Genomic DNA, 20,770 nt, shown 5'->3' on the forward strand with positions numbered 1-20,770 from the left:
GCCAGGCCTTGGGCGCCTCGGCCAGGTCGGTCAGGGGGCGCAGCCGATAGGTGTAGGAGTAGTCGCGGCCGGCCGGGAGCTTGTACGCGTCGTGGGTGTGGGCGCCCCAGCTGTTGTCGCCGCCGACGCCCATCTGACGGTGGTTGACCCGCAGCACGATCTCCTCGCGCGGGGTGAGTTGGTAGTCGTGCCGCACCCCGAGCGAGAGGTCCTCCGGGGTGAAGCGGGAGGCGTTGATCTCCAGCAGGGGTTCACCGGTGATCAGGAGCCCGGCCCCGTCGGCGTCGGTGAGCGCGGCCCAGCGCACGTCGGTCTTGTTGCCGTTCTCCTGCGGGCGGACGTACGGGGTCCACTGCTCGTCGACGGTGCCCGAGTACCGGCCCACGTCGGTGCCGTTGTTGCGGTCCCAGTGGTTCTCCTCGGGGCCCCTGCCGTAGTAGTGCAGCCGGTCCAGGCGGCCGGGGAGGAAGAGGACCGTGCCGACCTCCGGGATGTACGGCAGGGAGGCGGCGCCCGGGTGCAGGGTGTGGGCGACCTTGATCTCGCCGTTGCCGAAGACGGTGTACACGGTGGTGTACGTGGACCGCACGGTGGTCGGCAGGGTGCCGGTCACCGTGATCTCGACCGCCCGGTCGTCGAGGGCGCGCACCCGGACTCCGGTGACCTGGCGCCGGGCGCCCGCGTCGCGCCAGGTCTCGTTGCGGATGTGCTGGCGGTTGCCCTTGTCGTTGTCGGTGGGCGCCCGCCAGAAGTTGGGCACGGGCCCGGAGTCGAGGAGCCGCGCGCCGCCGGCCTCGTAGGAGCTGAGCACCCCGAGCGCCTTGTCGACGGAGACGGAGAAGTCCCGCCCGGTGACGGTGACGGCCCGCTCGCCGTCGACATGGGCCAGGGCGGGGACACTCCCCAGGCGGATCGGGACCGGTGCGGGAACGCTTGCGCTCAGCGGCAGTTGACACCGTGCCACTTCGAAGCCCGCCGCAGCCCACTTCGTCGACTGCCGTGTGGTGAAGGAGAGTTGGAGGAAGTACTCGCGCGTCGGGTCGTCGGCGGGCCGGTCGGCCGGGAGGGGGATCTTCCGGCTCGACAGCGGCGGTACGTCCAGCTCGGCGCGGCCGATCGCACCCTGCCGCACCGGTTCCCCGTCCGCGAGCAGCGTCCAACTACCGTCGAATTCCAGGAGGTTGGTGAACAGGTACTCATTGGCCAGCGTGACCCTGCGGTCCTCGCCGAGCCGTGCGTCGACGGCCTGGTAGACGCGCTTGACCTCGGCAGCCTTGCCGGTGTGCCCCCGGTCGGCGGTGACGATGCCGTTCGCGACGAAGTTCCCGTCGTTGGGGTTGTCGCCCCAGTCACCGCCGTAGGCGAGGAAGGTCTTCCGTGAAGGCTGCTTCTCGGTGACGGCGACGGTGGCCGCGTCGAACCAGAACCGCACGCCCGTGTCGTCCGGGGTGCGCCGGTCGGAGGCGAGTTCGGCGGCGCTCAACGCGCGGGCGTAGACGCGGGCGCGCCGGATCGTGCCCGCGAACTCCCTGTTGGCGTGGTCGGCATCGGTGCCCAGGGCGAGGGGCGCGCAATTGACGCCGGGCCTACGGGTGGTGGCCCGGGTCGCCCGGACCACACCGTCGACGTAGAGCGTCAGCGAGCCCGCCGCCGCGTCGAAGACCCCGGCGACGTGATGCTCACGACCCCGCCAACCATCCACCAGAAGCACCCAGTTGACGCTGATCCACTCTCCGCCGGAGTGGATGAAGAACTCCAGGCGCTTGCCGGACTGTTTCAGCGCGTACTGCGTGTCCCCCTTGGTGATGATCGGCTGCTGGTAGCCCGGGTAACCGGGGGTGATCCAGGCTTCCAAGGTCAGCGACCCGGTGAGGTCCAGGCGCGCGTCCCGCCCGAACACCGTCCCGCCGTGCAGCCCTTTGGCCCGGTCGAACGTGCCGTACGCCGCCTGGGTCTCACCGCGCAGGCCGAGCGGCCCGGTCTCGGTGAACAGTCGCCGCACGGGCGTGGGCCAGGTCAGGGACTGGTCGGCGAAGTCCCAGATCCAGCCGCCCTGGAGCACGTCATGGCGGCGCACGACGTCCCAGTACTCCTTGAGGTTGCCGTTGGAGTTCCCCATGGCGTGCGCGTACTCGATCATCACGTACGGGCGGTTGTCACCGGTGTCCCTCGCGCGCTCCTCGACCTTGGCGGGGGTGTCGTACATCTCGGAGCGGATGTCGCTGACGCCGGGCCGGTCGTCGCCCTCGTACTGGATGACGCGGGTGGGGTCGTTGGCGGCGATCCAGTCGTGCATCGCGCGGAAGGTGCTGCCGCCGCCCGCCTCGTTGCCGAGGGACCAGATGACGACCGAGGCGTGGTTCTTGTCGCGGTGGACCATGTTCTGCGCGCGGGCCACGCAGGCCTTGGTCCACTCGGGGTGGTCGCCGGGGTAGTTCTTGTGGATGCCGTGGGTCTCCAGGTTGGTCTCGTCGACGAGGTAGAGGCCGTACTCATCGGCGAGTTCGTACCAGAGCGGGTTGTTGGGGTAGTGCGAGGTGCGGACCGAGTTGATGTTCAGGCGTTTGATCAGCTCGATGTCGCGGACCAGGTCGGCGCGGGTGAGGGCGGTGCCTCGGTCGGGGTGCATCTCGTGGCGGTTGACACCGCGCAGGGAGACGGGCTGCCCGTTGATGCGCATCAGCCCGTCCCGCAGGGCGAATTCACGCAGGCCGACCCGGTGGGACAGGGTCTCGGTCACCTGTCCGGCCGGGTCGCGCAGGCTGAGGACGGCGGTGTAGAGGTACGGCCGTTCCGCCGACCACAACTGGGGCGCGGGTACGGCCTTCGCCGACCGTACGGTGGTGTCGGCGCCGGGCGCGCCGACCCGAGCGGTCTGTTGCAGCGGCCGGGACCAGACGGGGTGACCGTCGGCGTCGTACAACTGGGTCTCGACGGTGTAGGTGCCGGGGGTGGCGCCCTCGTAGGCGCGCACGCTCGCGGTGACCGCGAGTTCGGCGGTGGTGAAGTCGTCGCCGAGCGGGGTGTCGAGTGTGAAGTCGCGCAGGTGGACGGTGGGGGTGGAGTACAGGTACACCGAGCGGAAGATGCCGCTCAGCCGGATCATGTCCTGGTCCTCCAGCCAGTCCCCGTCGGAGTAGCGGTAGACCTCGACGGCGATCAGGTTGGTGCCGGGCTTCAGATGCTCGGTGATGTCGTACTCGGACGGGGTGTAGGAGTCCTCGTCGTAGCCGACGAGTTGGCCGTTGATCCACACGTAGTGCGCCGATTTCACGCCCTCGAAGTGCAGGAAGACCCGGCGTCCGGTCCAGTCGCGGGGGACGGTGAAGGTGCGGCGGTACTGGCCGACCGGGTTGTAGCGGGTCGGCACGGCCGGTGGCTGGGGTTCCTCGCCGTGGCCGTTGGCGCCCCAGTAGGGGTAGGTGATGTTGAGGTAGATCGGGCGGTCGTAGCCGTGCAGTTGCCACACCGAGGGCACGGGCAGGGTGTCCCAGCCGCTGTCGTCGAGGCCGGTGCGGTGGAAGTCGGGGTCGCGGTCGGCGGGGCGCTCCGCGTACGCGAACCTCCAGGTGCCGTCGAGGCTCAGCCGGTACGGGGAGGCGGTGCGGTCGGCGGTCAGGGCCTGGGCGGTGTCGGCGTACGGCATGAGCGTGCAGTGCGGGGGCTCGGTGCCGACGCGGAAGACGTCGACGGAGCCGTTCCACTCCGTCTCGCCCGCCGCCCGTGCGAGTGCGGCGGGGAGGGCGAGGGCGCCGAGGAGGGCTGCGCCGCCCTCCAGCAGACGGCGGCGGCTGACGGTCGCGTACGGCATGGACGTGGCCTTCCTCAACCGCTGGTGACAGCGGGTGACTGCCGGGAACGAGGGTCACCCTAGGTCGCGGACGGCTACCCCACGGCGATCTCCGCGACGTCGGCGGGTCGCTCCCCCACCGGAGAGTCCGAGAACTGCGTCCGGTACAGCTCGGCGTAGCGGCCGTCGGCGGCGAGGAGTTCGTCGTGGGTGCCGCGTTCCACGATCCGGCCGTCCTCGACGACGAGGATCAGGTCGGCCGCCCGTACGGTCGACAGCCGGTGCGCGATGACGACGGCGGTCCTGCCGTCCAGGGCCTCGGCGAGGGCCTCCTGGACGGCGGCCTCGGACGTGTTGTCGAGGTGGGCGGTGGCCTCGTCGAGGATGACCACCCGCTGGCGGGCCAGCAGCAGCCGGGCGATGGTCATGCGCTGGCGCTCACCGCCGGAGAGCCGGTAGCCGCGCTCGCCGACCACCGTGTCCAGGCCGTCCGGCAGGGAACGTACGAGGTCGTCGAGGCGGGAGCGGCGCAGCGCGTCCCACAGGTCCTCCTCGTCCGCCTCGGGCCGGGCCAGGAGGAGGTTGGCGCGGACCGTGTCGTGGAAGAGGTGGCCGTCCTGGGTGACCATGCCGAGGGTCCCGCGCAGGGACCGGGCGCTCACCTCGCGGACGTCGAGGCCGCCGATCCGTACGGCGCCGGAGTCCACGTCGTACAGCCGGGGCAGCAGGCTCGCGATGGTGGACTTGCCGGCGCCGGAGGAGCCGACGAGGGCGACCGTCTGCCCGGGTTCGGCGCGGAAGGACACGCCGTGCAGGACCGCGGAGCCGCCGCGGGTGTCGAGGGCGGCGACCTCCTCCAGGGAGGCGAGGGAGACCTTGTCGGCGGACGGGTAGGCGAAGTGGACGTCGTCGAACTCCACGGCGACCGGGCCGTCTGGGATGTCCTTGGCGTCGGGCCGGTCCTGGATGAGGGGTTCGAGGTCGAGGACCTCGAAGACGCGCTCGAAGCTGACGAGGGCGCTCATCACCTCCACGCGCGCCCCGGCGAGCGAGGTCAGCGGCGCGTACAGGCGGGTGAGCAGCAGGGCGAGGGCGACGACGGCGCCCGGTTCGAGGCTGCCGTTCAGGGCGAACCAGCCACCGAGTCCGTAGACCAGGGCGAGCGCGAGGGCGGAGACCAGGGTGAGGGCGGTGATGAACGCCGACTGGGCGGTGGCGGTGCGTACGCCGATCTCGGCGACGCGGCGGGCGCGGGCGGCGAACTCCTCGGACTCCTGCTCGGGCCGTCCGAAGAGCTTGACCAGGGTGGCGCCGGGGGCGGAGAAGCGCTCGGTCATCCGGGTGCCCATCGCGGCGTTGAGGGTGGCGGCCTCCCGGGTCATCCTGGCCATCCGGCGGCCCATGCGGCGGGCCGGGACGACGAACACCGGGAGCAGCGCCAGTGCAAGTAGGGTGATCTGCCAGGAAAGTGTGAGCATCACGACAAGGGTGAGCAGCAGAGTGACCAGGTTGCTGACGACTCCGGACAGGGTGTTGCTGAAAGCCCGTTGGGCTCCGATCACGTCGTTGTTGAGACGGGAGACCAGCGCTCCCGTACGTGTGCGTGTGAAGAACGCGACCGGCATGCGCTGCACATGATCGAACACGGCAGTCCGCAGATCCAGGATGAGGCCCTCCCCGAGCGACGCCGAAAGCCGCCGGGCGAGGATGCCGAGCGCCGCCTCAAGTACCGCGATCAGCGCGATGAGCAGGGCCAGCCGTACGACCCTGCCGTCGTCGTCCCCCGACACGATCGCGTCGACCACCTTGCCCGCCAGCACGGGTGTGGCCACGGCGAGCAGCGCGGTGATCACCCCGAGCCCCACGAACTGCGCGATCCGCGCCCGGTGCGGGCGGGCGAACGCCGCGATCCGGCGCAGCGTCTCACGCGCGAAGGGACGGCGCTCCTGCTCGGCGTTCATGACGGAATGCAGCTGTGTCCAGGCTGTGGTCTCCATGCTCATGCGAGAGAACCTAGGACCTCAAGTTCCCTTGAGGTCAATGCTCCGCAGGGAATCACTCGCGGGAAGTCGCAGGCGTCGCGTCTCCCGGTCCGTCAGTTCCTGTGCCTGCTGCCGCTGCTGCTGGTCGCGGTGGTGGCGGTGCGGCACCGTGCCGTGCTGGCCGAGGGGTTCGCGCATCTGGCCACCGCGCGGTGGCCGTGGCTGCTGGCCGCGGCTGCCGCGACCTGCGGGACCTGGGTGGCGGCCGCCGTCAGCCGGCAGGGTGCCGTGCCGGAGCGGCTGCCCTTCGGCCGGCTGCTGGCCACGCAGTTCGCGGCGAGCGCCGCCAACCATCTGCTGCCGACGGGAGTCGGCGCGAGCGCGGTGAACCTGCGGTTCATGACGGTGCGCGGGCTGCCGCTGTCCCGTTCCTCGGCGGCCCTGGCGCTCTACATGCTGGCCGGGGCGGTGGCCCGGGGCGTGCTGCTGGGCGGGCTGCTGCTGGCCTTCCCCGACGCGCTGCGCCTGGGCAGCCTGCTGCCCGCGGGGGTGGCGGCCCCGCTCGTCCTGGCCGCGGCGGTGGCGCTGCCGCTGGCGGCGGGCGGCCTGGCCCTGATCCGCAGGGTCCGCACCACGGTGGCCTCCTTCCTGCGTACCGCGCTCGGCGAGGCCCGCGCGGTGCACGGCCGTCCGTCCCGGGTGCTCGCCCTGTGGGGCGGCTCGTTCGGCTTCGCGGCCCTCCAGGTGGCCGGGCTGGTCGCGGTGGGGCAGGCGCTGGGCCTGGACGTACCGCCCCTGCATGTGGCGGTCGCCTACTTCGCCGCCACGGCCGCGGCCGCCCCGATCCCCGCCCCCGGCGGACTCGGCTCGGTCGAGGCGGCGCTGATCGTGGCGCTGGTGGCGGCGGGCGGTGCGGCGCCGGTGGCGACGGCGGTGGTGCTGGCGTACCGGCTCATCACGATCTGGCTCCCGCTGCTGCCGGGGGCGGTCACGCTGGGGGTGCTGGTGCGGAGGAAGGTGATCTGAGGAACACTCCCCTGGTCGCCGTCGCCAACAAGAGGGGTCTCACCATGCCGGTGCGCGTCGAACGTCAGGGAGCCGTCACCACGGTGATCCTGTCCCGCCCCGAGTCCCGCAACGCCGTGGACGGGCCGACCGCCGCCGAACTGGCCGACGCCTTCCGGGACTTCGAGGCCGACGAGGAGGCGCGGGTGGCGGTGCTGTGGGGCGAGGGCGGCACGTTCTGCTCGGGTGCGGACCTGAAGGCGCTGGGCACCGACCGCGGCAACCGGGTCACCGAGGACGGCGACGGCCCGATGGGCCCGACCCGGATGCGGCTGTCGAAACCGGTGATCGCGGCGGTCGCCGGGCACGCCGTGGCGGGCGGCCTGGAACTGGCCCTGTGGTGCGACCTCCGGGTGGTGGAGGAGGACGCCGTGTTCGGCGTCTTCTGCCGCCGCTGGGGCGTCCCGCTGATCGACGGCGGCACGGTACGCCTGCCCCGCCTCATCGGCACCAGCCGCGCGATGGACCTGATCCTCACCGGCCGCCCGGTCCCGGCCCGGGAGGCCTACGAGATCGGCCTCGCGAACCGGGTGGTCCCCACGGGCCGGGCCCGCGCGGAGGCGGAGTCCCTGGCCACCACGATCGCCGCCTTCCCCCAGCCCTGCCTACGCGCCGACCGCGCCTCCGTACTGGCCCAGGAGGGCCTGACCGAGCAGGAAGCCCTGCGCTCCGAACTCCGGCACGGTTCGGCGGTGTTGACGGAGAGCCTGGAGGGGGCGGCCCGGTTCGCGGCGGGGGCGGGGCGGCACGGATCGTTCGAGGGGTGACGGGCGCACGGCGGCCGGGGCCGTGCGCCCCCTTCCGCTCCCGCACGGCCACCCTCGCGGCACGAACTACTGTGCGGAGTACGGCAGGATGAACCGTCGTGCCCGTCCGCGCGCGACGGTACAGTCGGGAATTCGAGCAGGGGAAAACGTGACGAATCTTCACATCCGGTCGACAGCGGGGTACTTCACCGCCGCTTCCGCTCTCGGAGGTGACCGGTGAATCGGGATCTCACCATGGACGACTGGGTCGTCGCCGGGATCGCGGTGGCCGCGGGTCTGCTGGCCGCGTTTCTGCTCCGGTTGCTGCTGCGCTGGCTCGGCAAGCACGCCGAGAGCACCCGCTGGAGCGGCGACGATCTGATCGTGGACGTGCTGCGCAGTGTGCTGCCGTGGGCGGCCGTGCTGGGCGGCGCCGCCGCCGCGGGGGCCGCGCTGCCGCTGACGAGGACGGTTCAGCGCCATGTGAACCAGTCGCTGACGGTGCTGCTGATCTTCCTGGTGACGCTGGCCTCCGCCCGGGGCATCGCCGGGGTGATGCGGACGGTGACCCAGTCCCGGCCCGGGGTCGCGGGGTCGGCCACGATCTTCGTCAACATCACCCGGATCCTGGTCCTCGCGATCGGGTTCCTGGTGATGCTGCAGACCCTCGGCATCTCCATCGCGCCGCTGCTCACCGCACTCGGTGTCGGTGGTCTGGCGGTCGCGCTGGCCCTCCAGGACACGCTCGCCAACCTCTTCGCCGGCATCCACATCCTCGCCTCCAAGACCGTCCAGCCCGGTGACTACATCCGGCTGAGCAGTGGCGAGGAGGGCTACGTCGAGGACATCAACTGGCGCCAGACGACGGTGCGGAACCTCTCCAACAACCTGGTCGTGATCCCCAACGGGCAGCTCGCGAAGACAAACATGACCAACTTCATGCGCCCCGAGCAGGAGTTGACGATCCTGCTCCAGGTCGGCGTCGCCTACGACAGCGACCTGGACCAGGTCGAGCGGGTGACCAACGAGGTCATCCGGGAGGTCATGGATGAGGTCGAGGGCGCGCTGCCGGACCACGAGCCGATCATCCGCTTCCACACTTTCGGCGACTCCCGGATCGGCTTCACGGTGATCCTCGGCGTCGGCGAGTTCAGCGACCAGTACCGGATCAAGCACGAGTTCATCAAGCGGCTGCACCGCCGCTACCGCCAGGAAGGCATCCGTATCCCGGCGCCCACCCGGACGGTGGCCATCCAGCAGGGCTCGCTCTCCATTCCGCAGCAGCGCGTCGCCGAGGACGAGCCGGGCGAGGTCGTCTCCCCCGCCCGGCTCGACTGACACCGACGTCTCAGAGCGTCGCCGAGTTGTCGTGGTGGCCGCTCCGCCGGTTGCGCGGGGCGGCCGACGCCGACGGGCTCACCGGGGTGACCGTCCAGTCCGGGTGGCCGGGCATCCGGGGCGTCTTCGTCCCGTACAGCCAGTCCCGCAGGAAGCCGGAGAGGTCCTGGCCGGACACCTCGGAGGCGACGTTTATGTAGTCCTCCGTCGACGCGGAGGAGTCGCGGTACCGCTCCAGGAAGGCCCGCTCCAGGGCGTTGAACGCCTCCTCGCCGACCTGCTGCCGGAGCGCGTACAGGACGAGGACGCCACCGAGGTAGCGCTGGCTGTCGAAGAGGTTCACCGCGTTCGGCGCCGCCACCGGACCGGAGGACTTGCGCCACTGGTCGCCGAGTGCGTACGTGTGCTTCATCCGCGCTTCGAGCGTGGTCATGCCGAGCGAGTCGGGCCAGCCGCGCTCGTAGCGGTACAGCAGCCCGTAGAAGTCGGCGTGGCCCTCGTTCAGCCACAGGTCGGCCCAGCTCGCCGGGGAGACGCTGTTGCCGAAGTAGGAGTGGACCAGCTCGTGCATCATGTGCGAGCCGATCCTCGCCTCCTCCTGGAGGAGGTAGTTCGGCCGGTAGATGGTGAGCGTCTGGGTCTCCAGGCCGGTGAAGTCGAACGGCTCCGGGTCGTCGGAGTTGCACGGCAGCAGACCGTACGTCTCGAAGGGGTACGCCCCGAGGCGCTGCTCGACCCACTCCACCAGAGCCGGGGTGAGCGCCAGCGCCGGTTCCAGCGCGGCGGCCCGCGCGGTCGGCACCACGTCCCGCAGCGGCAGCCCGTGCGGGCCCTGCCGGTCCCTGACGACGTAGTCGCCTACGGTAATCTGCACCAGCTCGGTGGCGAGCGGCGAGCGGGAACGGTAGGTGTACGCGGTGCGGCCACCGGCGAGCTGCTCGGTGCGCACGAGCTGCCCGGTCGCCACGCCGCGCAGACCGGAGGGCACGGTGAGCCGGAAGGTGAAGTCGGCCTTGTCCACCGGGTGGTCGTTGCAGGGGAAGACCGTGTGCGCGGAGTCGGGCTGGCAGGCCACCGCGAACCCGTCCGGGGTGGCGACCCAGCCGGTGTGCGCGAGGCTGCGGCGCGGGTCGGCGGCGTACTCCACGCAGACCGTGACCCCGGCCTTCGCCGGCAGGGTCGCGGCCGGGGTGATCCGCAGCTTCTCCGCCACCTGCTCGAAGGCGGCGCGCCGCCCGCCGACCCGGACGGAGCGCACGTCCAGGCCGAGGGCGTCCAGGGAGAACCGGCTGAGCGCCTGGGCGGTGCGGATGCGCAGGGTCGCGGTGGCGTCGACCAGCTTCGTCGTCCCGTCGTAGGCGAAGTCGAGGTGGTACGACGAGACGCGGTAGCCGTCGTTGCCGAGGGCGGGGTAGACGGGGTCGCCGAGGGTCTCGGGGCCGGGGGTGCCGCCGCCCTTCGCCTTCGCGGCGTGGGCGGTGGGGGCCACCGCCAGGACGGCGGCGGTGCCGATCAGGGCGGCCGGGGCTGTCACTCTGGTGCGGTTTCTCATGGTCTGCTTTCGCTCGGACGGCCGGGTGGTCAGGTCCGGCCTCACCTCGGATGAGTGATCCACCTGCATGACCACCGAATCACCACCGGAGGTTGCACTTCCGACCGGAACCCGTCTCCCGCGGATCCGGAACCCGCCGCCCGTCCGCCCCGCGCGTCCGGATCTCGCCCTTCGCGCCCGCCGCCCGCCCTCCGCGGTACGGACCCCTGTCGAGTCGGGGGCGATCACGAGATATCTTGATGTCGAGCAATGTTGCAGACGTGGAGCGGAGCACCCGGTGACTGACTCGACCATCATCTATACGCACACTGACGAGGCCCCGGCCCTGGCGACGTATTCCTTCCTGCCGGTGGTCCAGGCGTACGCCTCGCAGGCGGGTGTCGCCGTGGAGACGCGGGACATCTCGCTGGCCGGCCGCATCATCGCGGTGTTCCCGGAGTACCTGACTGAGGACCAGCGCATCCCGGACGCCCTCGCCGAGCTGGGTGAGCTGGCCAAGACGCCCGCCGCCAACATCGTCAAGCTGCCGAACATCTCGGCGTCCATCCCGCAGCTCAAGGCCGCCATCGCCGAGCTGCAGGCCCAGGGCTACGCGCTGCCGAACTACCCGGACGACCCGAAGACCGACGAGGAGCGGGAGATCCAGGCCCGCTACGACAAGGTCAAGGGCTCCGCCGTGAACCCGGTCCTGCGCGAGGGCAACTCCGACCGCCGCGCCCCCGCCTCGGTCAAGAACTACGCCAAGACCCACCCGCACCGCATGGGCGCCTGGACCGCCGAGTCCAAGACGAACGTGGCGACGATGGGCGCCGACGACTTCTGCACCACCGAGAAGTCCGCCGTGATCTCCGAGGCCGGTTCGCTCCGTATCGAGCTGAAGGCCGAGGACGGCTCCACCACCGTGCTGCGCGAGTCGGTCCCGGTCCTCGCCGGTGAGGTCGTCGACGCCTCCGTGATGCGCGTCGCCGCGCTGCGCGAGTTCCTGACCGCGCAGATCGCCGAGGCCAAGGCCCAGGGCGTGCTGTTCTCGGTGCACCTGAAGGCCACCATGATGAAGGTCTCCGACCCGATCATCTTCGGCCATGTCGTACGCGCCTTCTTCCCGAAGACCTTCGCCAAGTACGGCGAGGTCCTGGCCGGCGCCGGCCTGTCCCCGAACGACGGTCTGGGCGTCATCTTCAAGGGCCTGGACGCGCTGCCCGAGGGCGCCGAGATCAAGGCGTCCTTCGACGCCGAGCTGGCCGAGGGCCCCGCCCTGGCGATGGTCGACTCCGACAAGGGCATCACCAACCTGCACGTGCCGTCCGACGTGATCGTCGACGCCTCGATGCCGGCCATGATCCGCACCTCCGGCCACATGTGGGGCCCGGACGGCCAGGAGGCCGACACCCTCGCGGTGCTGCCGGACTCCTCCTACGCCGGTGTCTACCAGGCCGTCATCGACGACTGCCGGGCCAACGGCGCCTACGACCCGTCCACCATGGGCTCGGTCCCGAACGTCGGCCTCATGGCGCAGAAGGCCGAGGAGTACGGCTCCCACGACAAGACCTTCGAGATCCCGGCCGCCGGCACGGTCCGCCTGGTCGACGGCAACGGCGAGGTCGTCCTGGAGCAGCCCGTCGCCGCCGGTGACATCTTCCGCGCCTGCCAGACCAAGGACGCGCCGATCAAGGACTGGGTGAAGCTGGCCGTCACCCGCGCCCGCGCCACCGGCGACCCGGCCGTGTTCTGGCTGGACGAGAACCGCGCGCACGACGCCAACCTGATCGCCAAGGTCAAGCAGTACCTGCCGGAGCACGACACCGAGGGCCTGGACATCCGCATCCTGTCCCCCGTCGAGGCGACCAAGCTGTCGGTGGAGCGCATCCGCCGCGGTGAGAACACCATCTCCGTCACCGGCAACGTGCTGCGCGACTACCTGACCGACCTCTTCCCGATCCTGGAGCTGGGCACCAGCGCCAAGATGCTGTCGGTCGTCCCGCTGATGGCGGGCGGCGGCCTGTTCGAGACGGGCGCGGGCGGCTCCGCGCCGAAGCACGTCCAGCAGCTCGTCAAGGAGAACTACCTGCGCTGGGACTCCCTCGGTGAGTTCTTCGCGCTGGTGCCGTCGCTGGAGCAGTACGCGAAGACCACGGGCAACGCCCGCGCCCAGGTCCTCGCCGACACCCTCGACCGCGCCACGGCGACCTTCCTCAACGAGGACAAGTCCCCGACCCGTCGCCTCGGCGGCATCGACAACCGCGGCAGCCACTTCTACCTGTCCCTGTACTGGGCGCAGGAGCTGGCGGCGCAGACCGACGACGCGGACCTGGCGAAGGCGTTCGCGCCGCTCGCCGAGACCCTCGCGGCCAACGAGCAGAAGATCGTCGAGGAGCTCCTCGCGGTCCAGGGCTCCCCGGCCGACATCGGCGGCTACTACCAGCCGGACCCGGCGAAGGCCTCGGCCGTCATGCGCCCGTCCGCGACCTGGAACGAGGCCCTGGCGTCCCTGAGCTGACGTCTTGACCCGAACCGGAAGGCCGGCCCCGAAAGGGACCGGCCTTCCGGCGTTTTCCCAGGTAAAACGGATGATCCGGTTCAGCCCTGCACGGCCTTCGATCATGCTTACGATCACTGCCGCGGCCACGGGAGACACCCGCGCGGCACGCACAGGAGGGGAACCATGTCCAGCATTTCGCGACGCTCCCTGCTCGGTTACTCCGGTACGACGGCGGCGGGCGCGGTGCTCGGCAGCACGGCGGGGGCGACGCCCGCGCAGGCGGCGGAGGCGGAGGACGCGGGGGCACAGGCGACCGAGTTCGACCCCCAGACATTCTTCAAGGGCCGGACCTGGAGGCCCGGCGCGGACCCCACCGGCACGACCATGGAGGTCGAGATCGAGTTCCGGGTCCAGAACACCGAGGCCCCGGCGGCCTACGAAGTCAGCCCCGCCGAGGTGGCCGAGGCCCTCAACGAGCTGGCAGCGTCCAAGGGCTGGCCGCCGATCACCTTCTACGGCACCCCCAAGCCGGCCCCGCTGAACTGACTTCACCCCGTTGTCAGTGCCCTGCCGTACATTCGGCCCATGTCGATCAACGCACACCTGCGCGACTCGGTCCGGCTGCCGGGAGGGCGCGCTCTGGTCAACGGGTTCGCGCTGGACAGCCGTGGGGGCATGACGCCCCGCGCGATCCTGCGCAACGGGCACGAGCTGGAGGCCTACGACCTGTACGAGGTCTTCGCCGGGGACTCCGCGCCGCTCGCCGTGTTCCCTCTGCCCTGGCCCGGGTGGGAGCACGGCGTGCACTCCGTGAGCCCGGACGGCCGGTTCGCGGTGTTCTCCGGGCAGCGCGCGGTACGGGCCGTGGGCGTCGGCGGCGAGACGCTGTGGGAGTACCGGCACGGCTGCTGGGGGCCGGAGATCGGCCACCCCCACTCGGGCGACGAGCAGCAGGTGTGCCGTGGGTTCGAGAGCGGCTCGTGCCGGATCTCCGATGACGGCCGGCAAGTCTGGGCGCATGTCGTGCTGGAGCCCGAAGCGGGTCAGTGGCAGGAGTGCTGGGTCGTCCTGGACGCCCGGGACGGCCGGGAGCTGGCACGGCTGCCGCTGGAGAGCGCCGCGTCCGGTTCGCACCAGCTCTCCCACCCGGACGGCACGCACATGGGCCTGTGTATCGGCATGGGGCAGGACGGCATCCTGATCCACTGGGGTCGCTGGGACGGCGTACGGCTGACCAGTTGGGATCATGAAGAGTCCACGGACCGCATCCTCTCCGACGTCCACCCCAAGCACCCGGGGTTCCTGACTGTCGAGCACTACGGCGCCGACCTGCGCCTGCACGCCCTGGACGGCACCGTCCTCGCCGAGCGGGAACCCGACACGGGTGAGGACGACGAGGACACCCCCTGCTGGGACCACCTCTGCGGATTCGTCGACGCCGACACCGTGATCGCCTCCACCCTCGACTCCGACGAGGACACCGACCGCGCCCGCCACTGGCTGCTGGACGCCCGCACCCTGGAGATACGCGGGTGCGTCACGTACCCCGGGGGTCGCGTGGACAGCTACGTGACGGCGCTGGGTGACGGCACCTGGCTCACGTACGACGACCGCACCGAGACGCTCCACCGCTGGGCGGTGCGCGATTAATCGCTTGCACCCCGCGCCCGCGCTCACCATCGTGAGGCCCGTGACTGACACACCCGAGCGATGGACCCGGGCGACCGTGTACCCGGACATGTGGACGGACCCCGACCAGGACCCCCGCGACAACGACGGGCCGGGCCCGGAGGGCGAGTTGGAGACCCTGCGCCAAGTGCTGCGGGACTACCGGCTCACCCTGGAGATGAAGTGTCAGGGCCTGACGCCGGAGCAGTTGGCGCGCCGGTCGGTGCCGCCGTCCACGATGTCCCTGCTGGGCCTCGTCCGCCATCTCGCCGAGGTGGAGCGGGACTGGCGCAACTGGATCACGCCCAGGGAACCGGAGCCCAAGCTGTACGGCGCCCGGGACGCCGACTTCGACGGGGCGGCCGGGGAACAGGCGCTGGTCGACGGCGCGTTCGCCGACCTGGCCCGTGAACAGGCGGAGACCGACGCGGCGTTCGCGCGGTACCCGGACCCGGCGGCCCGCGTGGGCGAGGACAACAACTCCGTCCGCGAACTGTGGGTGCACCGCGTCGAGGAGTACGCCCGTCACTGCGGCCACGCCGACCTGCTGCGCGAGTGCGTCGACGGCCGGGTCGGACAGTAGGAGACAAGGAGCCCATGAACTTCGAGCTGTCCCCCGGGGACGAGCACTCCCCCGTGATCCTCCATGTCCCGCACTCCTCCCGGGAGATCCCCGCCGACGTACGGCCCGGCATCGTGCTGGACGACGCGGCGCTCGCCCGGGAGCTGGACCACATCACCGACTCCCACACCGCGCTGCTCGCCGCGGAGGCCGCCGAGCGGTGCGGGCTGCGGCCGTGGGTGTTCACCAACCGGCTGTCCCGGCTGGTCGTCGACCCCGAGCGGTTCCCCGACGAGCGGGAGGAGATGCTCGCCGTCGGCATGGGCGCCGTCTACACCCGCACCACGCACAAGGACGTGCTGCGGGCCGCGGACACCGACCCGGAACCGCTGCTGGCGCGCTACTTCCGGCCGTACGCCGAGGCGATGACGGACGCCGTCGCCGGGCGGCTGGCGGCGACCGGGCGGGCCGTGGTCGTGGATGTGCACTCGTACCCGAGCGAGCCGCTGCCCTACGAACTGCACGGTGACGGGCCCCGGCCCGCCGTCTGTCTCGGCACCGACTCCTTCCACACCCCGCCGGGCCTGCTCACGGCGGCCCGGGAGGCGTTCGGGGAGTGCGGGGAGGTCGGTCTGGACAGCCCGTTCAGCGGAACGTACGTACCACTGGAGTTCTACGGCGCCGACCCGCGGGTGAGCGCCCTGATGGTGGAGATCCGGCGCGACACCTACATGACCGAACCGGGCGGCCCGGCCGGACCCGGACTGCTGCGGCTCGCGACCGCTCTCGCCCGGCTGGTGGACGCGCTGCCCGGGTGACCTCCGCCTGGAGCACTCCCGGGCGACAGCGGGCCGGGCCGCGGTGAGGGTGGTGGGCATGACTGAGGAAACCACCACGCTCAGCGACCCGGCCGCGCCGGAGATCCGGGAGTGGCCGACGAAGGACCTCACCGGGACACAGTTCGACCCGGTCCTCGCCGAACTCATGCGCGAGGGGCCGCTGACCCGCATCCGGCTGCCGTTCGGCGAGGGCTGGGCGTGGCTGGCCACCCGGTACGAGGACGTGAAGGCGATCACCAACGACCCGCGCTTCGGCCGGGCCGAGGTCACCCGGCGTCAGGTGACCCGGATGGCACCGCACTTCAAGCCGCGCCCCGGCTCGCTCGCCTTCGCCGACCAGCCCGACCACAACCGGCTGCGGCGGCCGGTCGCCGGCGCGTTCACCGTGGGCGCGATGAAGCGGCTGCGCCCGCGCGCCCAGCGCATCCTGGACCACCTCATGGAGGGCGTCGTGCGCGACGGCCCGCCCGCCGATCTCGTCGAGCGGGTGCTGGAGCCGTTCCCGCTGGCCGTGGTCAGCGAGGTGATGGGCGTACCGGCGGCGGAGCAGGCCCAGGTGCACTCCTGGACCCGGACGATCATCTCCACCACGGGTGCCGAGGACGCCGAACGGGCCAAGAACGGCCTGTACGGCTGGATCACCGAGACGGTACGGTCCCGCGCCCACAGCACGGGCGACGACGTGTACTCGCTGCTGGGCGCCGCCGTGTACCGGGGCGAGATCAGCGAGACCGAGGCGGTGGGCCTCGCCGGACCGCTCCAGATCGGCGGCGAGGCCGTCACCCACAACTGCGGCCAGATGCTGTACCTGCTGCTGACCCGCCCCGAGCTGATGGCGCGATGGCGGGAGCGCCCCGAGGACCGGGGTGCCGTCATCGACGAACTGCTGCGCTGGATCCCGCACCGCAGCAGCGTGGGCCTGGCCCGGATCGCCCTGGAGGACGTCGAACTGCACGGCGTGCGCATCCGCGCCGGTGACCCGGTGTACGTCTCCTACCTGGCCGCCAACCGCGACCCGGAGGTCTACGCCGATCCCGACCGCATCGACCCGGACCGCGACGCCCCGCCCCACCTGGCCTTCGGCAACGGGCCGCACTACTGCACCGGCTCGGTCCTGGCCCGCCACCAGACGGAACTCCTTCTGAACACCCTGCTCGACCGCCTGCCGGGACTGCGGCTCGCGGTGGCCCCGGAGGAGGTCCCCTGGCGCCGGAAGACCATGATCCGCGGCCCGCGGTCCCTGCCCTGCGCCTGGTGACTCAGGCCCGCGTCCACTCCGTGACGACCACCTCGCCGCCGGTCCGCAGCCGTAGCGCGAACGGGCCGGTGACCGGGGTGTCGGTGGTGAAGCGGCCCATCGTGTCCGCCGTCAGGGAGCGGGTCTGCTGCGGGCCGCCGAGGACCTCGATGCCGGCCGGCTGGGGCGGCAGGACCTGGCCCAGCAGACCCTCCCCGGTGACCTCGACGTCCACCGTGACCTCACCCGCGGTGAAGGTGAGCATGCGGGGGACGTCCGTGGCGCCGCGTACCGGGATGGCGTCCGTCACCGAGTCGAAGGTCAGCTCGGCGATCCTGGCGTCGAGGTCGTGCAGGGCGTAGGCGTCGACGGCGATACGGGTCAGCTCCGCCGGGACCGGGTCCAGGATGGCGGCGGCCCGGCGCAGTTCCTCCTCCAGGAGGGTGTCCCGGTAGTCCTCGTGCGTGGTGTCGTCGTTCACAGCGCTCCCCGTGCGTCGAGTCGGGCCCTGAGACGGCGCAGGCAGCGCTGGCGCAGGGGTCCGATGCTGCCCACGGCGATCCCCAGGGCCGCGGACACCTCCTGATAGCTCGGCGGCGGCGAGGACATCAGTACCCGCAGCAACTGGCGGCAGCGATCGCCGAGTTCCTCGAACTCCTGCCACACCCGGCGGACGCGTTCGCTCTGCGCGGCGGCGTCCTCGGAGTCCAGCAGGGACTCCTCCGGGGTGCGGTCCTCGCTGACCCGGTCCAGCAGTTGCGGGTCGTCCGTCGGCGTCAGCCGCCGTAAATTCTTCAGCACCTTCAGGCACTCGTGCCGCGCTGTGCTCGCAAGCCACGACCCGGCCTTGTCCGGTTCCCGGATTCGCCCGAGGTGCTGGGCGAACCGGAACCAGGCCGTCTGGTACACCTCGTGGGCGTCCGCGTCGGAGAGCCGGTGTGCGCGCACCACCGACCACACCAGCGGGCTCAGTCCTTCCACGAGCGCTTTCCAGGCCGCCGCGTCCCCGTCGACGGCGGACTGGACAAGCGCGCCGACTTCAGCACGATCCACGGCCCCACCCCTCGTGTACGGCAAGTCATCGTACGCCGCGGAGGGGACGGTTCCGAGCCTCATGCCGGAGGACTGAGCGGCACCACGGGAACCGGGCTCCACGTGGGCGGGCGCAGTGCCGGCACATGCGCCCCGCGCACTTCGGCGTACTCGGTGCTGGAGGCGAGGAGTTGGGTGCGGGCGACGCGCGGGTCGGTCTCCTTGTGCGCGGTCATGTGCGAGGCGATCATCCCGGCGACCACGGGGGTGGCGAAGGAGGTGCCGCTCCAGTGCGCGAACCCCTCGAACATCACCTGGTCCGGCTTGCCGGTGGGGGCCGCGGCCCGCTCCTCGCTGAGCACGCCGGTGTGGCGCGGGGACTGGCAGGTGCAGACGTAGGCGAAGCCGAACCGGCAGGCGTCGTAGGTGGAGTGCTGGTAGACGTACGGGACGGGCACGTCGAAGCCGGTGAGCGAGCTGGTGAGCCGCTCGCCGGGGGCGTACGCCTTCACCCAGGGGCCGTGGTTGGAGAAGCAGGCGCCGAACTCGCCGTCCGCGCGCAGCGCGCCGACCGAGAGCACGGAGTCGGCGTACTCGGGCAGGTCGGCGTACGCGGCGGGCCAGAACGGCGTGGCGCTGGCGTTGTTGCCGGCGGCGGCGACCAACAGGGTGCGCCGGGTGCGCAGTTCCTCCATGAAGGCGGCGAGGCCGAGGAGTCCGTCGGTGCGGCCGTTGGAGGTTCCCGCGGACAGGCTGAGGATGTCCGGCCAACCGCCGCGTTCGACGGCCTCGAAGAGCTTGTCGCCGAACTCGTACTCCAGGATGGCGCCCGCGTCGTTGAGGGTGTTGCGGACGGTGATCCCGGTGTTGGGGGCGACGGCGGCGACGAGTCCGGCGATGAACGTGCCGTGTCCGACGTACTGCTGGAGGATCCCGTCGTCGTCGCACTCCTTGACCTGGAGGTCGCCGTCGGTGTGTGCGAGCAGGGGGTAGGAGCTGTAGTCGCGCATCAGTCCGGTGTCGACGACGAGGACTCCGACGGCGGTGTCGGGGTCGTAAGTGCCCTCCGCTGCGGCCGGGTTGGGCTGCTGGGTGAGCGGGGCCGGTACGGGTTCGTCGCCGGGGCAGGCGTTGACCGCGATGGACACCACGTGGTTGCGGCTGACCAGGCGCCGTCCGGCCCGGCCCTCGGTGGCGCGCAGTGCGTGCAGGGCGCCCGCGACGGCCGGGTCCCCGCTCCGGTCGCCCTGGCCGGGGTCGCCGACCTGGATGCGGGTGATGCCGGAGCGGTTGGTCTCCGGGCTCGCCCGGCGTACATGGTCGGCGGTGAGCCCGGCGAAGGTGGTGAAGTGCTGACGGACCGTGTCCTCGACGACGCGGGCCTCCTCGCCGTCCCGGGCGAGGACGACACCCTTCTCGTAGAGGAACTCGGCGGAGTCGTCCGGGCCCATCGCCAACGGGACGTCGGGCATGGAGCGTTGGATCTGCTCGAACTGCTCGTGGAATCGCTGTGGTGCCATGGCGTGTCCTCCCCCTGAGGCGACAGTCGTCAGACAGAGTCGCCGGGCCGCGGATTGATACAGCGCCAAACCTGTGTGGTCGGCAACGTGCACCACTACCATCCGTGGAGTGACAGCGGGAAGCGACTCGGTTCTCGAATTGCTGCCGAAGGTGTTCGCCGCTCCCGGGGAGGCGCTGGCCGGGGCCGAGCGGGTGCTGGGTGCCGATCCCCCACCGCTGCACGCCTCGGTGGCGCACCAGGTGATCGGTATCTGGCAGCGGGACTTCGGCGACATGCGCCTCGCGCTGGACCATCTGCGCCGGGCCCGCGATCTCGCCGCGCGCGCCGATTCCGCGGAGCGGGAGGCGGACGTGCTGGGCACGCTGGGCGTGGCGCTGGTGCACGCGGGGCGTACCCGGCAGGGGCTGGCGGCGTTCGAGCGGGGGATCGCGCGCGGTGCCGGGCACACGCGGGCGCGGGTGCTGTACCGGCGGGCGTACGTGTGGTGGGTGCTGGGGCACCACCGGGAGGCGCTGGAGGACGTGCGGCGGGCGATCCCGGTGCTGCGGCAGGCGGACGACGTGATCTGGACGGCGCGGGCGCTGACGCTGCGGGCGACGGTGCATCTGGCGCTGGGCGCGGTGGAGCGGGCGGACGCGGACTTCACGGCGGCCGAGGCGCTGTGGGAGACCACCGGCCAGGAGCACGACAAGGCGGACGCGGTGGAGAGCCGGGGGCTGGCGGCGTTCCGGTCGGGGGACATCCCGGCGGCGCTGCGGCTGCTGGACGAGGCGGAGGAGCGGTACGCGAAGCTGGGCACGCCGACGTTCATGCTGGACATCCGGCGCTGCGAGGTGCTGATGGCGGCGGGGCTCGCCCCGGAGGCGCTGGCGGAGGCGGACGCGGCGATCGGGGTGCTGGACGAGATCGGCGGGCAGTCCACGCGCAAGGCGGAGCTGCTGCTGGTGGCGGCGCGGGC

At 71.6% G+C, this 20,770-nt stretch carries 16 protein-coding genes; 10 read left to right on the forward strand and 6 right to left on the reverse strand.

Going from position 1 to position 20,770, the window contains the following annotated elements:
- Both GA0115233_RS35605 and GA0115233_RS35610 read right to left on the reverse strand, forming a co-directional pair.
- A partial coding sequence (locus GA0115233_RS35605; protein ID WP_107406487.1) for a glycoside hydrolase family 2 TIM barrel-domain containing protein occupies window positions 1-3,811 on the reverse strand: 3,811 nt, incomplete at its 3' end.
- Window positions 3,812-3,885: 74 nt separating this feature from the next.
- On the reverse strand, window positions 3,886-5,793 hold the full coding sequence (locus GA0115233_RS35610; RefSeq protein ID WP_093724473.1) for an ABC transporter ATP-binding protein: 1,908 nt from the start codon (window positions 5,791-5,793) through the stop codon (window positions 3,886-3,888).
- Between GA0115233_RS35610 and GA0115233_RS35615 the strand changes: the two genes are divergently transcribed.
- From GA0115233_RS35615 to GA0115233_RS35625, 3 genes are all read left to right on the forward strand, one after another.
- Window positions 5,758-6,798 (forward strand): lysylphosphatidylglycerol synthase transmembrane domain-containing protein, encoded by a 1,041-nt coding sequence (locus GA0115233_RS35615; RefSeq protein WP_093724474.1) that lies wholly within the window; start codon window positions 5,758-5,760, stop codon window positions 6,796-6,798. The genes GA0115233_RS35610 and GA0115233_RS35615 overlap by 36 nt on opposite strands.
- Window positions 6,799-6,842: 44 nt before the next feature.
- Window positions 6,843-7,604, forward strand: a complete 762-nt coding sequence (locus GA0115233_RS35620; RefSeq protein ID WP_093724475.1) for a crotonase/enoyl-CoA hydratase family protein — start codon at window positions 6,843-6,845, stop codon at window positions 7,602-7,604.
- Window positions 7,605-7,820: 216 nt separating this feature from the next.
- Window positions 7,821-8,921, forward strand: a complete 1,101-nt coding sequence (locus GA0115233_RS35625; RefSeq protein ID WP_093724476.1) for a mechanosensitive ion channel family protein — start codon at window positions 7,821-7,823, stop codon at window positions 8,919-8,921.
- A 10-nt stretch (window positions 8,922-8,931) separates the two neighbouring features.
- On the opposite strand, the gene GA0115233_RS35630 is transcribed toward GA0115233_RS35625, so the two are convergent.
- Window positions 8,932-10,473, reverse strand: coding sequence for a M1 family metallopeptidase (locus GA0115233_RS35630; RefSeq protein ID WP_093724485.1), 1,542 nt, complete (start codon window positions 10,471-10,473; stop codon window positions 8,932-8,934).
- A gap of 277 nt (window positions 10,474-10,750) precedes the next feature.
- Here GA0115233_RS35630 and GA0115233_RS35635 point away from each other — a divergent pair, with 277 nt between their 5' ends.
- The 6 genes from GA0115233_RS35635 (at window position 10,751) to GA0115233_RS35660 (ending at window position 17,279) form a co-directional block, all read left to right on the forward strand.
- Entirely contained in the window at window positions 10,751-12,970 is a 2,220-nt protein-coding gene (locus GA0115233_RS35635; RefSeq protein ID WP_093724477.1) for an NADP-dependent isocitrate dehydrogenase, read from the forward strand.
- A 165-nt stretch (window positions 12,971-13,135) separates the two neighbouring features.
- Window positions 13,136-13,498, forward strand: coding sequence for a twin-arginine translocation signal domain-containing protein (locus GA0115233_RS35640; protein ID WP_093724478.1), 363 nt, complete (start codon window positions 13,136-13,138; stop codon window positions 13,496-13,498).
- A gap of 39 nt (window positions 13,499-13,537) precedes the next feature.
- On the forward strand, window positions 13,538-14,602 hold the full coding sequence (locus tag GA0115233_RS35645; RefSeq protein ID WP_093724479.1) for a hypothetical protein: 1,065 nt from the start codon (window positions 13,538-13,540) through the stop codon (window positions 14,600-14,602).
- A 40-nt stretch (window positions 14,603-14,642) separates the two neighbouring features.
- Complete coding sequence (locus GA0115233_RS35650) at window positions 14,643-15,203, forward strand: DinB family protein (RefSeq protein ID WP_176712056.1); 561 nt, start codon at window positions 14,643-14,645, stop codon at window positions 15,201-15,203.
- A 14-nt stretch (window positions 15,204-15,217) separates the two neighbouring features.
- The gene (locus GA0115233_RS35655) at window positions 15,218-16,000 is read left to right on the forward strand and encodes an N-formylglutamate amidohydrolase (protein WP_093724480.1); all 783 of its coding nucleotides are present in this window, start codon (window positions 15,218-15,220) and stop codon (window positions 15,998-16,000) included.
- A gap of 58 nt (window positions 16,001-16,058) precedes the next feature.
- Complete coding sequence (locus GA0115233_RS35660) at window positions 16,059-17,279, forward strand: cytochrome P450 (RefSeq protein WP_093724481.1); 1,221 nt, start codon at window positions 16,059-16,061, stop codon at window positions 17,277-17,279.
- Window position 17,280: 1 nt separating this feature from the next.
- Here GA0115233_RS35660 and GA0115233_RS35665 read toward each other — a convergent pair whose 3' ends face one another.
- The 3 genes from GA0115233_RS35665 to GA0115233_RS35675 are packed head-to-tail and all read right to left on the reverse strand — an operon-like array spanning window position 17,281 to window position 19,810.
- Window positions 17,281-17,739, reverse strand: a complete 459-nt coding sequence (locus GA0115233_RS35665; protein WP_093724482.1) for a hypothetical protein — start codon at window positions 17,737-17,739, stop codon at window positions 17,281-17,283.
- Window positions 17,736-18,374, reverse strand: a complete 639-nt coding sequence (locus GA0115233_RS35670) for an RNA polymerase sigma factor (protein WP_093724483.1) — start codon at window positions 18,372-18,374, stop codon at window positions 17,736-17,738. The genes GA0115233_RS35665 and GA0115233_RS35670 overlap by 4 nt, the downstream gene beginning before the upstream one ends.
- Complete coding sequence (locus GA0115233_RS35675) at window positions 18,371-19,810, reverse strand: S8/S53 family peptidase (RefSeq protein ID WP_093724484.1); 1,440 nt, start codon at window positions 19,808-19,810, stop codon at window positions 18,371-18,373. The genes GA0115233_RS35670 and GA0115233_RS35675 overlap by 4 nt, the downstream gene beginning before the upstream one ends.
- 109 nt (window positions 19,811-19,919) lie before the next feature.
- Here GA0115233_RS35675 and GA0115233_RS35680 point away from each other — a divergent pair.
- On the forward strand, window positions 19,920-20,770 hold an 851-nt coding region (locus tag GA0115233_RS35680), incomplete at its 3' end, for a tetratricopeptide repeat protein (RefSeq protein ID WP_369691393.1).

The sequence above is a fragment of the Streptomyces sp. DI166 genome (assembly GCF_900091315.1).
Lineage (GTDB): Bacteria > Actinomycetota > Actinomycetes > Streptomycetales > Streptomycetaceae > Streptomyces > Streptomyces fuscus.